The 13,286-nt window shown below is 68.9% G+C and carries 12 protein-coding genes; 2 read left to right on the forward strand and 10 right to left on the reverse strand.

Annotated elements, in window-relative coordinates; all coding sequences use genetic code 11:
* The first annotated feature begins 3 nt into the window (after positions 1-3).
* Positions 4-780, forward strand: a complete 777-nt coding sequence (phnF, locus tag K9D25_RS08780) for a phosphonate metabolism transcriptional regulator PhnF (RefSeq protein WP_244450473.1) — start codon at positions 4-6, stop codon at positions 778-780.
* A gap of 7 nt (positions 781-787) precedes the next feature.
* Here the strand turns inward: phnF and K9D25_RS08785 are convergent, their stop codons facing one another.
* From K9D25_RS08785 to K9D25_RS08810, 6 genes are all read right to left on the reverse strand, one after another.
* Positions 788-2,182, reverse strand: coding sequence for an FGGY family carbohydrate kinase (locus K9D25_RS08785; protein ID WP_244450474.1), 1,395 nt, complete (start codon positions 2,180-2,182; stop codon positions 788-790).
* Positions 2,182-3,417, reverse strand: coding sequence for an NAD(P)/FAD-dependent oxidoreductase (locus K9D25_RS08790; protein WP_244450475.1), 1,236 nt, complete (start codon positions 3,415-3,417; stop codon positions 2,182-2,184). The genes K9D25_RS08785 and K9D25_RS08790 overlap by 1 nt, the downstream gene beginning before the upstream one ends.
* Positions 3,414-4,832, reverse strand: a complete 1,419-nt coding sequence (locus K9D25_RS08795; protein ID WP_244450476.1) for an NAD(P)/FAD-dependent oxidoreductase — start codon at positions 4,830-4,832, stop codon at positions 3,414-3,416. Before K9D25_RS08795 ends, K9D25_RS08790 begins: the two co-directional genes overlap by 4 nt.
* 134 nt (positions 4,833-4,966) lie before the next feature.
* Positions 4,967-6,079 carry a C4-dicarboxylate ABC transporter gene (locus K9D25_RS08800; RefSeq protein WP_244450477.1) on the reverse strand — a complete coding sequence of 371 codons (1,113 nt, stop codon included), beginning with the start codon at positions 6,077-6,079 and terminating at the stop codon, positions 4,967-4,969.
* 44 nt (positions 6,080-6,123) lie between these two features.
* Entirely contained in the window at positions 6,124-7,461 is a 1,338-nt protein-coding gene (locus K9D25_RS08805; RefSeq protein ID WP_244450478.1) for a TRAP transporter large permease, read from the reverse strand.
* Positions 7,461-8,003, reverse strand: a complete 543-nt coding sequence (locus K9D25_RS08810) for a TRAP transporter small permease subunit (protein WP_244450479.1) — start codon at positions 8,001-8,003, stop codon at positions 7,461-7,463. The genes K9D25_RS08805 and K9D25_RS08810 overlap by 1 nt, the downstream gene beginning before the upstream one ends.
* Positions 8,004-8,507: 504 nt before the next feature.
* On the opposite strand from K9D25_RS08810, the gene K9D25_RS08815 reads away from it, so the two are divergent.
* Positions 8,508-9,287 (forward strand): DeoR/GlpR family DNA-binding transcription regulator, encoded by a 780-nt coding sequence (locus K9D25_RS08815; RefSeq protein WP_244450480.1) that lies wholly within the window; start codon positions 8,508-8,510, stop codon positions 9,285-9,287.
* A gap of 129 nt (positions 9,288-9,416) precedes the next feature.
* Here the strand turns inward: K9D25_RS08815 and K9D25_RS08820 are convergent, their stop codons facing one another.
* The 4 genes from K9D25_RS08820 to K9D25_RS08835 all read right to left on the reverse strand — a co-directional run bounded on the left by K9D25_RS08820 (position 9,417) and on the right by K9D25_RS08835 (position 13,286).
* The gene (locus K9D25_RS08820) at positions 9,417-9,905 is read right to left on the reverse strand and encodes a hypothetical protein (protein ID WP_244450481.1); all 489 of its coding nucleotides are present in this window, start codon (positions 9,903-9,905) and stop codon (positions 9,417-9,419) included.
* Between the two features lie 43 nt (positions 9,906-9,948).
* A complete protein-coding gene (gene ppk2 / locus K9D25_RS08825) occupies positions 9,949-10,749 on the reverse strand; it encodes a polyphosphate kinase 2 (RefSeq protein ID WP_244450482.1) in 801 nt (266 codons plus the stop codon).
* 120 nt (positions 10,750-10,869) lie between these two features.
* A complete protein-coding gene (locus tag K9D25_RS08830) occupies positions 10,870-12,405 on the reverse strand; it encodes a hypothetical protein (protein WP_244450483.1) in 1,536 nt (511 codons plus the stop codon).
* A 116-nt stretch (positions 12,406-12,521) separates the two neighbouring features.
* Positions 12,522-13,286, reverse strand: coding sequence for a hypothetical protein (locus tag K9D25_RS08835; RefSeq protein WP_244450484.1), 765 nt, complete (start codon positions 13,284-13,286; stop codon positions 12,522-12,524).

Raw genomic sequence — 13,286 nt, forward strand, 5'->3', positions numbered from 1 at the left:
GGCGTGAACCGAAGCGTGAAGGCACAGGCCGGGGGGGCGAGCGATGTGTCCGGCTTTGATGGGCTGGTGTTCCGCCCGCGCCGCGACACCCCGATCTGGCAGCAGATTTACGACTACATCCTCTCGCTGATCGAGAGCGGCTATTTGCGGCCGGGCAGCCAGCTGCCGGGCGAGGTGCATCTGGCGGAAAAGCTCGGCGTCACCCGCATCACCCTGCGCCGGGCGCTGCAGCAATTGCAGCAGGAAGGCCACCTCACCGCGCGCAAGGGGGTGGGGGCGTTCGTGCGCAGCCTACCCTCGGCGCTGGTGGTGCGCGACGGCAGCCGCTTCGCCGAGAGCCTTCGCGCCGACGGCAAGATGGTCACCACCACCACGACGCTGCTGGAAGAGGAATTCGCCGACGCCGCGGCCGCCGAGCAACTGCATCTGCCGCCCGGTGCGCCGGTGGTGCGGCTGCGCCGCGTGCGCGCGGCCGACGGGCAGCCGATCTATATCAGCACCAAGGTATTTCCCGCCGCTTTGTTGCCGGACTTCGCCACCGTCTATTCCCGCCGCCAGTCGGTGACGGATGTGTTCATCGCCCATGGCATCCAGAAATACCGCCGCGTCGAGACCCGCATCAGCGGCGGCTTCGCCACGGCGGAAGAGGCGAATCTTCTGGCGCTGACGCCGGGCACGCCGGTTTTCCGCACCAGCTCCATCAACACTGACGCGTCCGGCAACCGCATTGAATGGGCGCGCGGCTGCTGGCTGCTCACCTCGGTGGATTTCGTGTTCTGAGGGGGCGTTACGCCCGCCAGCCCCGGCTTTTCGCCACCGCCTCGGCAAACCGGGCATGGTCCTGCGGGCTCACCGAACCGTCCGGGGCGAAATGGCGATCACCGCCGCGCGCGGCACTGATATCGACGCCGCACAGCGCGGCGAGGCCGAGCGCGGTCATTTCATGCTGCGCCGGCACCTTCACCACCCGGCCGCTGGCGGCAGCGAGGAAGCGGGCGAAATAGGCGCTCTGCGACAGGCCGCCATCGATGGAAATCGCGGTGATCGGCGCCCCGGCACGCTCCGCCGCCGCGATCAGCCCGACGGTGAGCAGAGCGATGCCTTCCAGCGCCGCCCGCACCATGTCGCGCCGGTCGGTCGCCGCCTCCATGCCGATGAACAGTGGCGCCGCCTTGCGGTCCCAATAGGGCGCGGCAAGGCCGGACAGCGCCGGCACGAACACCAGCCCGCGGCTGAGCGCGGAGGGCCCGGTGAAGCCGTCGAGTTCGGCCGTGTCGCTGTAGAGACCGAGCCGGCGCAGCCATTCCAGCGCCGCGCCGGCGTCATAGACCCCGCCCTCAATGGCGAAGACCGGCGCCTCGCCGGTGCGCTGCCAGCCGATGGTCGGCAGCAGCCCCTGCGGCGCCGGCCGCTCCGCGCCGGCGAGGACGAGCAGGAAGGCGCCGGTGCCGAAGGTGATCTTGGCATCCCCCGGTGCCCGGCAGCCATGGCCATAGAGCGCCGCCTGCTGGTCGACGATGGACACGCGCAGCGGCACGCCGTCGATCGTCCCGAAGCCGGCATCGACGGCACGGATCGGCGGCAGGAATTCCAGCGGCACGCCGTGGAGATCGCACAGTTCCGCGCTCCAGCGCCCGGTGGAAAGGTCCAGCAGGCCGGTGCGCGAGGCGGTGGCGAGGTCGGTGGCGAAGGTGCCCGTGAGGCGGTCGAGAAAATAGGCGTCGGTGTTGCCGAGGCGCAGCCGCCCGGTCGCCCGCGCGGTGGCGACGGCGGGCACGTTCTCCATCAGCCAGCCGAGCTTGGAGGCGGAGAAATACGGGTCGAGCGGCAGACCGCTGATCGCCGTGGCGCGCGCCGCCTGCTTTGCCGGACGGGCGGCCAGGCTGTCCGCCGTGCGCGCATCCTGCCAGACGATCACGGGGGAGAGCGCATCCCCGCTCACCGCGTCCCAGGCGAGGCAACTCTCGCCCTGATTGGCGAGGGCGATGGCGTCCACCGCGCCGGCGGCCGCAATGAGGGCGCGGATGTTGCGCAGCAGTTCGGCCGGGTCATGCTCCACCCAGCCCGGCGCCGGGTGGCGCTGAGCATGGGTCAGGCTGCCGGCCACCCGCGCCGTACCATCCGCCTCGACCAAGAGGCAGCGTGTGGAGGTGGTGCCCTGGTCGATGGCGGCGACACGCATCAGGCGGCCTCCTCGAAGCGGAGATGCACGGCATCGGCGGTGTGCGCGTCGCGCGGGATCGGCACGAGGATGCGCCGCTCGGGCATCCAGGTCCCCCGCGCCGACCACGTCTCGCGCCCGTCAATGAGCAGCACCAGCCGGCCGCGCGCGCGGCGCAGGAACCGCAGTTGGAAATCGGGCAAGGCGGGCGTCGCGCCCGCACCGCGCCGGATCAGGCCGGGGACCACCAGCTTGATCGGCGGGTCGAAGGTGACGGGGATGAGGTCGCCCGGCGCGCTGCCGCCCGCCCGCTCTTCCGCCAGATCCTCGGCCATGGCGCGGCCGACGGCACGACCCTCGCGGAACGACCAGCCGCCGGTCTCGACCGCCCGCAACAGATTGCCGGCGGCGAAGACATGCGGGTCGGCGGTGCGGCCGAACGGGTCGATGGCCGGCCCGGAACTGCCCGCGTCGACCCCAATCGTGGACTGCCGCAGCAGCGCCGATTCCGGGGTAAAGCGGCCGGTAAACAGCACGCCGTCGCAGGCGAAAACGCGCGCCGTGCCATCGGCGAGCCGCACCGTCGCCTCTTCCACCCGCGTCGTCCCGCGGATGTCGACGAGTTCCGCCCCGGCATGGAAGGGCACGCCCATCAGCCGGGGAAACGCCATCAGCGGCGCCGGGGCGAGCGGGTGCGGACCGGGCTCGATCATCGCCACCGGCCGCGCGCCATGGCTCGTGCAGGTCAGCACGGCGGAAAGGCTGACCAGCTCCGAGCCGACAATGAGCGGACGGCGGAACGGCATCAGCCCGTGAAAGGCGACATAGGCCTGTAGCGCGCCGGTCGTGACCACGCCCACCGGCCGGTCGCCGGAAACGAGGCGGGCGGAACGTGGCGTCTCGCGCGTGCCGGTGGCGATGAGCAGGCGCTTTGCCGCGAGCGTCTCCACCCCGCGCGGCGAGGTGACCTGGAGCTGGCCGCCCGGCTCGATCCGCACCACGGAATGGCCAGTGCGCAGTTCGACCCCGGCGCGGGCGATCTCCGCTTCCAGCCGCCTGCCATAGGCGGCGCCGAGATAGACCCGGCCGAATTCGCGCATGCCGAAGGGCGAATGGCTGCAATGGCGGGTGGCGCCGCCGAGATGCGGCTCGCGTTCCAACAGCACGACGCGAGCGACGCCCTGGCGGCGCAGCTCCAGCGCCGCCGCGACCCCGGCTGGCCCGCCGCCGACGATGAGGACATCCGCTTCGCTCATGATGCGGCGCCCTCCACGGCCAGCGGTTCGGCCAGATGGCCACGCGTCATCTCGGCGAGGCGGGCATTGCAGTAGAAGCCCTGGCAGCGGCCCATGCCGGCGCGGGTGCGCCGCCGCAGCCCGCCGAAATCGCCCGGCGGCACGTCGGAGGCGAGCGCCGCCTCGATCTCGCGCTTGGTCACCAGTTCGCAATGGCAGACGATCTCGCCATGGCCCGGCTGCTGCCAGTCGCGCGGCAGCGTCTCGGTGAGGTTGGGCAGGCGCACCGGCGGCGCGCTTTCCACCGGCGCGAGGCCGAGGCCGAAGCCCTCGATCAGCGAGAGCGCGTGCTGCGCCAGGCCGAGCGCGGCGCTGAGCCCGGTGGAGCGGATGCCGCCGAGCGTGACGGCGCGGCTCTCCGGCCGGCAGAAGACGCGATAGGCCTTGCTCTCGCTCGCCGGGCGCAGGCCGGCATAGACGGCGGTGACCGGAATGCCCGCCAGCGTCGGCACGATCTCCGCCCCGCGCGCCAGCAGGCTCTCCAAGTTTGCGGTTTCCACGGTGGCACGCACGCGGTCGTCCTGTTCCTCGGCGGTGGGGCCGACCAGCACATTGCCGAAGGCGGTGGGGCAGACGACCACGCCCTTGGTGATGTCGGTCGGCACGGGCAGCACGATGCGCGGCACATGCGCAGCGGCGGCCTTGTCCAGCACCACGAACTGGCCCTTGCGCGGGCGGATTTCAAATTCCGGGGTAAAGCCCAGCCGCGCATCGACGATGTCGCCATAGAGCCCGGCGGTGTTGACCACAGCGCGGGCGCGCACGTCGCCGGCGGTGGTGGAAAGATGCCATGTGCCGTCATAGCGGCCCTCGGTCAGCTCGGCTTGGCGTAGCAAGCGCGCGCCGAGCTTCACGCCCTGCGTCAGATAGGAGAGCGGCGCCGTCCAGGGGTCGATGATGTGCTCGTCCGCGACTTCCAGTGCCGCGACCAGCCGCTCGGAGAGGCCGGGCATGGTGGCGCGGGCCTTGCTGCCGGAGAGCAGTTCCAGCGCCGCGATGCCATTTTCGCGTCCCTGCGCGGCGATGGCCTCCAGCTTTTCCGCCTCATTGTCGTTCCAGGCGCAGACCAGCGCGCCGGTCTTGACCACGGAGAGGCCGAGTGAACCGGCGATGGCGAGATATTCCGCGCGGCCTGCCTTGATCAGCTCCAGCTCCAGGCTGCCGGGCGGGGCGTCGAAGCCGGTGTGCAGAATGGCGCTGTTGGCCTTGGAGGCGCCGGAAAGGATATCGCTGCCCTTCTCGATCAGCACCACCTTGGCGCCGGCGAGCGCAAGGCGGCGCACCACGGCGCAGCCGACCACGCCGGCGCCGATGACGGCAACGTCGAAGGTCTCGCGGCCGGGGGGTGAGAGGGTGGGGGCGGTTGCGGGGAGCATGCGGCTCCTTTCCTGGTCGGCACGGCCGCAGCGGGGCGGTCGGGCCCGGCTGGCAGGTGACAGTGAGCGCTGGGGGGCGGGCGCTCGGGGCCCCGCCGCCGCGCGGGCGGCGGGGCGAGGGGCGGGAGGGAGGCTCAGCGATAGGGGTAGCCGGCCTTCTGCATGGTCTCGTCGTACTTCTTGAAGGCGGCGACCACCTTGCCCGCGCGCGGGCTGGAGGAGGCGACTTCGTCCCAGAAGCCCTTGGAATCGGCGACGACCTGCGCCCATTCGGCCGGCGGCAGCGAGGTCAGCTCCATCTTCTGGCCCTCGACGCGCAGCTTGGCCTCGCCGCCCCAGTACCAGACATCGCGGTAATAGTGCGACTGGTCGATGCTCATCAGGAACAGCTCCTTGAGATGCGGCGGCACCTTCTCCCAGCTCGGCGTGTTGGCGAAGTAGCTGCCGAACCAGGCGCCGGTGACCGAATTGGTCAGCGCGTAGTTGCACACATCCGCCCAGCCCACCTCATAGGCCTCGGTGAAGCCGCACCAGGCCACGCCGTCGAGTTCGCCGGTCTGCAGCGCCACTTCGACGTTGTCCCACGGGATGGTCACCGGCACGAGGCCGTATTTGGACAGGAACTTGCCGGCGGTCGGCACGCCGAACACGCGCAGGCCGGCCATGTCGGCGAGGCTCTTGATCGGCTTGTTGACGGTGAAGATGTGCAGCGGGTCCCAGGCGCCGGTCGACAGCCAGGTGACGTTCGGCACCTCGGCATAGGCCTCGGCCCAGATTTCCTTGAGGCCGTAATAGCGGAACAGCGCCGGCACATCGAGGCTGTAGCGGGTGGCGAAGGGGAAGTAGCCGCCGAAGACGGCGATATCGACCGGCGAGGCCATGGTCGCCTCGTCCGACTGCACCGCGTCGAGCGTGCCGGTCTGCAGCGCGCGGAACAGGTCGGAGGTCGGCACCAGCTGGTCGGCGTAATAGAGCTCGATCTCCATCGCGCCATTGGCGGCGGCGTTGAAGGCGTCGATCTGCGGCTTGATGACATGGGCGCCGAGCGGGGCGCCGGAATAGGTCTGCAGGCGCCACTTGATGGTGCCGGCCTGGGCGATGACGGCGGGGGCGGCGAGCGTCGAGCCGGCGAGCGCCGCGCCGGTGCCGAGCGCCGCCTTGCCGAGGAAGCTGCGGCGGGTGGCGAGAATGGCGTCGGCGGCGGGATCGACCTTTTTCGGGAAGGGCTTCTTGGTCTCGTCAGTCATCTTGTTCTCCTCTGGAAGGGGGAAACCGTGGACAAGGCTGTTGATCAGCCTTTGACCTTCATGTGTTCGGGAAGCCAGAGCGCGATCTGCGGGAAGACCATCAGAATGACGATGGTGAACAGCATGATCGCTGCGAAGGGCCAGATCGACTTGTAGATGTCGACCAGCGAGATTTCCTTCGGCGCCAGCGAGCGCATCAGGAACAGATTATAGCCGAAGGGTGGGGTGATGTAGGCGATCTGGCAGGTAATCGTGTAGAGGATGCCGTACCAGATCAGCTGGTTGTCGAAGCCGAGATCGAGCGCCTTCACCAGCGGGATGTACAGCGGCGCGACGATGACCAGCATCGCGGTGTCGTCGAGGAACATCCCCATGACGATGAAGCTCAGCTGCATCATGATGATGATGGTCCAGGGATTGAGATCCCACTGCTTGACGAACAGGAACTCGATCGCCTTCACCGCGCCGAGCCCGTCGAACACGGTGCCGAAGGCGAGCGCGGCCAGGATCAGCCACATGAACATGCAGGAGACGTTCAGCGTCTTCAGCGCGGTGTCGCGCAGCACCGGCCAGTTCAGCCGGCGCTTGGCCAGCGCCGCCAGCGTCGCCGCCGTGGCGCCGACCGCCGAGCTTTCCACCAGGCTGGTGACGCCGAAGACGAACAGGCCGGTCATGAAGAAGAAGATGGCGAAGGGAATGATGCCCGCCCGCGCCAGCGCCAGCTTTTCGCGCAGCGGCATGTTCAGCTCGTCGTCGGTGAGCTTGGGCGCCAGCTTCGGGTTCAGCTTCACCCGGACATAGATGTAGAGAATGAACAGTGCGGCCATCAAAAGGCCCGGCCCGACGCCGGCGAACCAGAGCTTCGAGACCGGCTGGCGGGCGATCATGCCGTAGAGCACCAGCACCACCGAGGGCGGGATGAGGATGCCGAGCGAGGAGCCGCCCTGGATGACGCCCGAGATCAGCACCTTGTCATAGCCGCGGCGGATCATTTCCGGCAAAGCGATGGTGGCGCCGATGGCCATGCCGGCGACGGAAAGCCCGTTCATCGCCGAGATGATGACCATGAGGAAGATGGTGCCGATGGCGAGGCCGCCGGTGAAGCGGCCGAACCAGACATGCAGCGCTCGGTACAGATCCTCCGCGATGCCGGATTCCGCGAGGACGTAGCCCATATAGATGAACATGGGCAGGGTCAGCATCGCGTACCAGTTGAACAGCTTGAACACCTGGTTGAACGGCAGGTCCATGGCGCCGGGGCCATAGAGCAGCAGCGCGGCGGCGGAGGCGACGAAGCCGATGCCGGCGAAGACCAGCTGGCCGCTGATCAGCGCCAGCACCATCGACGCGAACATCAGGAGCGCGATCGTCTCATAGGACATCAGAGCTTCTCCCCGCGCAGGGTGGCGATATGCTTGAACACCAGCGCGAAGGCCTGCATCAGCATCAGCACGAGACAGACGGTGAGCAGCGCCTTGATCGGAATCACCGAGGGATTCCAGATCGAGAAGCGCTTCTCATTGGTGGCAATGGCGTATTGCAGGCTGGAAATGGAGCCGACGAGCAGAACGCCGAGATAGAAGATCAGGCACCAGACGGTGGCGAGGTCCATCTTCGCCTTGCCGCGCTCCGACAGGGTCGAATACCAGAGGTCCATCCGCACATGCTCATTGTTCTTGAGCGTGAACGGGCCACCCATGAAATAATAGGCGGCGAGCATGAACTGGGTGAGTTCCACCGCCCAGTGCACCGGCATCTTGATGAGATTGCGGGTCACCGCATCGAACATCAGCACCCCGCCCATGGCGAAGACCAGCGACGCGGCGAGATAGCCGACATAGTCCGAGAGCTTGTCCGTCACGCGGACATAGGCGGCGATCAGCCGCCAGCCGCCCCCGCTCCGCTTCACGCCTTCCACCTGCACGCGGTGTCTCCATGGCTGGCCGGGCGCCCCTTGCCGGGCGGCAGGACGCGCACCCGCAGCCGCGCCGCGCCGGCTGGCGCCAGCGCAGGGCGATGCGGGGTGCGGCGCTGCCGCCGTCGGCCGGGCGCGGGCCCGGCAGGTGCTGCCCGGTTCAATTCAGTCCCCTCGCGCTGCATTGCACTAATGTTGTGCTTGCTTGATTTTTTCGCGCTTGCGATCACTCTAACGTAACGGAGCGCAAAGGGAAGCCCGATTTTTGACCTAATTGCCCGTTCGGTCGCTGAATTTGTGAACAGGAAGTCCGAACGGTCGGTTGCGGCCCAGATTTGTTGACCAAATCGACGTTATGCGCGGAATCCTCTGGAGTGTCGCCCGTTCTTCGGTCAAGATTGGCCGTATTGACCGCCTTTCCGCTCTGGCATAACCGATCTCGCATGCCTAGATCGCCCGAACGGGCAGGGGCGGCATGGGGCGGCGCGCGGCGCGGCTCTTTGGGAGACAGGCTTGGCACTTTCCTCGCGCCATCAGGACATCGTCGCGCTGGTCGCCGCTGCGGGCGAATTGACCGTGGAGGCGCTTTCCGACCGCCTCGGCGTCTCGCGCGAGACGGTGCGGCGCGATCTCGCGCGCCTTGAATCCACCGGCCATCTGCGCCGCTACCATGGCGGGGCGCGCGCGCTCGCCGCGCCGGGCGCCGAACCCGACGAGGAGCGCCCCTTCGCCCAACGCATGGTGCAGAACGCGGCCGGCAAGAAGCGCATCGCCCTGGCGGCTCGGGACCTGTTCGGGCCGGAGGATTCGCTGTTCATCGACACCGGCAGCACCACCATCGCCTTCGCCGAGGCGCTGGCGACGCGGCCGGCGCTGGTCGCCATCACTAATGCGCCGCGCATCGCCGCGACGCTGGCGGCACCCCATACCCACAAGGTGTTCCTGCTCGGCGGCGCCTATGGCGCCGATGCCGGGGAGAGCCTCGGCCCGCTGGCGCTGGAGCAGATCGGCAAGTTCCGCACCCGCCACGCCGTGCTCACCATCGGCGCCATCGACGCCCATGCGGTGATGGATTTCGACCTGCAGGAGGCCGAGGTGGCGAAGGCGATGATCGAGCGCGCCGACCGCGTCACCGTGCTGGCCGACCACAGCAAGTTCGAGCGCGGCGCGGTGTTCGAGGTCGCGCCGCTGGCGCGCATCGACCGGCTGGTGACCGATCTCCCACCCTCCGAGGCGATGAGGCGCGCCCTCACCGAGGCCGGGGTGGAACTGATCGTCGCCGACGCGGAGTAGGCCCCTGCGCCGACGGCCCGGCCGGCGCTGGAACGTTTTCGAGCGAAGTGGATACCGGTTCGCGCGAAGAAAACGCGACAAAACAAAGAATTAGATCATTTCACTGTTTCCGTGAAACAGTGAAATGATCTATCGCTTACCCCAGGTCAGATACATGCCGACATCGCCGGGCATGTCGTTGGGCCATTCCACGATGAGGGCGGAAAGCCCGTAGCCGGCGCTTTTCAGATGGTCGCGCCAGATTTCATAGGCCTGGCGCGGGCGTCCGGTCAGCGTGTCCGGCCAGCCGGGCTCGGCATTGTTGATCGCCCGCCCATGGTCGGTGCATAGCGAATTGGGAAAGCGCATCACCATGATTTCGGTCTCGCCGCGCTCGGCGGCGGCGCGCAGCTTGACCAGCAGCGTCTCGGCCAGTTCGTGCAGCTTCTGGGGCGTCAGCTCGATGGGCTCGGCGAGCCGCTTGGCAAGCTCCTCCTTGGCGTGGCGGGCATGGTCCATCGCCTCCACCGCCTCGTTCATCTTCGCCAGCGCGATCTTGTCCATATAGCCGCGCAGATCGGCGGCGGACATGAAGCTCTCGTCGCCGAGCTTGTCGTGCGTCCCGGTGGGGTCGGTCATCGTTTCGCTCCTCTGATTTTTGGTGCCGGCGGCGGATGGGCGTTCAGAAAATCGCCGGGACGTGGTGGCGCGTATCCTCCGGCTCGACATAGCCCTTGGGCTTCTGCCGCTTCGGCAGGGTGATCTTGTCGCGCTTGGGTGCCTCATAGGGCAGCTTGGACAGCAAATGGCTGATGACGTTGAGCCGCGTGCGCTTCTTGTCGTCGGAGCGCGCCACATACCAGGGCGCCCAGGCGCTGTCGGAAGCGGTGAACATGGCGTCGCGGGCGCGGGAATAGTCGTACCAGCGGCCATAGGATTCGAGGTCCATCGGCGAGAGCTTCCAGATCTTGCGCGGGTCGTGGATGCGCTGCTCGATCCGGCGGGTTTGTTCCTCCGGGCTCACTTCCAGCCAGTATTTCAAGAGGATCACGCCAGATTCGACGACGACGCGCTCGACGGCGGAAATGGTGTCGAGGAACTTCTCCGCCTCCGCCTCGGTGCAGAAGCCCATCACCCGCTCGACGCCGGCGCGGTTGTACCAGGAGCGGTCGAAGATCACGATCTCGCCCGCCGCCGGCAGATGCGGCAGGTAGCGCTGGGCATACATCTGCGATTTCTCGCGCTCGCTCGGTGCCGGCAGGGCGACGACGCGGAACACGCGCGGGCTCACCCGCTCGGTGATGGCCTTGATGACGCCGCCCTTGCCGGCGCCGTCGCGGCCCTCGAACAGGATGCAGATCTTGGCGCCGGTCGCCTTGGTCCATTCCTGCAGCGCGACCAGTTCGCCATGCAGGCGCTTGAGTTCGCGCTCATACACCTTGCGGGAGAGAGGGGCGGGCGTTTCGTCGCTCGTTTTGCTCATGGGGGCTGTCCCGCACGGATAATGCCCGGCGTCGCCAGAACGGCGCCGGCCCTACGAGCATACCTTAGACGCTGCGCTGCCCCGGGCTTTGATCTTAGGCAAGGGGCCAGCGGCCGTGGCTCAGCCGCCGGATGTCGCCGGTTCCACCGGCGTGATCTGCAGCGACTGGAACTGGATTTCGCCGGAGGCGAACTGCTCCGAGGTCGAGCGCGAATCGTGGAAAAGCCGCAGCCGCTGGGCATCGCAGCGGCCATTATTGGGAATGGTGATGTCGAAGGAGAACGGCCGCCACACGCGCGGCGCGCCCATAAGCTGGCTCGACTGGCCCGCCACCGGGCCTCCGGGATAGCACAGCACCTGCCAGACCATGCCGCGCTTGGAGGACATCAGCCCTTTCTGCTCGCCGGAGAACTGGTAGCGGCCGGGTCGCAGGAAGGTTACCTGCTCGATTGCTCCCAGCCGGATGCGTCCCACGCCGAAGCGGATGCGCAGCACGCGCCCGTCCACCGTGTCGTTGCGCGCCTGCAGATCGATGAAGGCGTTCATCGGCCGCGGCAGGTTCCAGTTGAAGGGCAGGCCGCTGGGATCGCGGGCGAAATCGAGATTGTTCACCGGCCGGACCTGCAGCACCTCCTGTGCCGGCAGCATTTGCAGCCAGATATTATAGGCGCCCTCGGCCCGCTTCTCCGCCGCCATCCGCGCCCGCAGCAGCGGGATCAGCTCGGCCTCGCTCGGCGGGCTGCCGGCCTCCTTCAGCGCCTGGATCAGTGCCAGCGGCGCGTCCGAGGCGGCGAGCTTCGCACCCATGCTGCGGAGGAACAGCGGGCGCCAGCCGGGGTTATGCACCAGCGCCGCCACCAGCGCCGCGCGCCCTTCCGGCTCCAGCGCCAGCGAATTGAGATAGCTCAGCGTGTATTCATTGAGCGCCGGCCGGGTCTGGATGAGCACCGCGGCCAGAGCCACCACGCCTTGATAATCCTTGCGCTCGTAATCCTGGTGCATCAGCCAGAAGGCGGCCACGGTCTCGCGGCGCGAGCGGGCGACTGCGTCCAGCATCGCCTGGCGGCTGGCGTCGAGATCGTCGGTGGTGTCGCCGAGCAGCCGACGGGCCGAGGGCTCCAGCGGCGCGGCGGCGGCAATGCGGGCGGCGAGATCGCGCAGGCCGGCGCGGATGGCGGGCAGTTCCGCGGCCGCGGGCGGTAGGGCCGGGACAGCTTCCTCGTCCGGTGCGTCCTCGGCGTCAGTGCGTGCCGGTGCGGCGAGCGAGGCGGCGTGCTCGCGCTCCGCCTGCGCCAGCGCGTCCTCGGCCGGCGCGCTTTCGGCCGGGGGAGCCTCATCCACGGGGGCGGCTTCGCCATCGCGGTCGGGGTTCTCCTGGGCGGTCTTGCCGTCCTGCTCCGCCTGCGCCGCGGCTTGCTGGGCGGCCGCTTCCTGAGCCGCCGCTTCTTCCTGCGCCCGCGTCGTGGCTGCGGCGAGCCGCGCGCGTTCCTGCCGCGCCAAGGTCAGCAGGGCCTGCGGATGGTCGGGATAGAGCCACAGCGCCAGCTGCGGGTGGCGCTCGGCCAGCGCCATGGGCAGCGAGGTGGTGGCGATGAGCACGGCGAGAGCCACGAGCCCGGCGGCGAGTGCCGCGCTGCGCACGGGATGCACCGCCATGGCGAGGCGCGCATTCCGCAGCCCGGTGAAGCGAGGCCATGAGAACTGCAGCCATGAGACGCGTAGCCAAGAAGATCGCGGGCGCGGCGAGGGCCGGCGCCGGTGTTTCGGCGTGCTCATCGGCGACCCCAGAGAAGGCCCCAGAGCCGTACCCACAGCGAGGGTTCCTCAAGGCGGTGAACGCTGAGCGGCAGCGGCCGGCGCGAAAGGCCGCTGCCCGCGCCGGTGCCGCCGGAACGGGAGCCGTTCGTGCCCGCCCCGCTGCCATTCGGCGCGCGCATCCCGGCCTTCGACGACCGTGTCTTGCCGGAAGGCGCTTTGCTCGCATTGGGCCTTGCGCTGCCCGGCTTGCCGCTTCCCGGCACGGCGCCATTGGGACGGGCGCCGGTCGACGCCGAGGCGCGGCTCGCTCCGGCACGCGTGCCGGCGCTCGGTGTGGGCGGGCGGCGCAGCTCATAGGCCTCGCGCCGTTCCGGCGTCTTCAGGTCCTCCCAGGCGCGGGAGACGCGGGCGGCGAACACTTCGCGGTCGAGGGGCCCGCTGCGCTGCGCCTGCAGGTCGGGATGCAGCCAGCGCATCAGCAGCGCCATATTGTGCCGCAGCTCCTCATGGGTGGACTGCGGCCCGCCGCCGAGCACGCGGTAGCTGTCGGCGTCGCGGCAGAGCAGCGCCTGCTCGATGAAGAAGCCAGCGGCCTCCTGCAGGGGCTGCCGGCTGAAGCCGCTGCGGCGGCTGGCGGCGGCGAGCGCCTCTTCCTCGCCGACGGCGATGGCGAGCAGCCGGCCGACATCCGGCGGCAGCGGCCGGCCTGGCAGGCCGCGGGCCCTCACCGGGTCCTTGAACAAGGCGAGCGCGGCGTCGAGCGCGTCGGGCTCCGCCAT

The sequence above is a fragment of the Ancylobacter polymorphus genome, from assembly GCF_022836935.1.
In the GTDB taxonomy this organism is placed as follows: Bacteria; Pseudomonadota; Alphaproteobacteria; order Rhizobiales; family Xanthobacteraceae; genus Ancylobacter; species Ancylobacter polymorphus_A.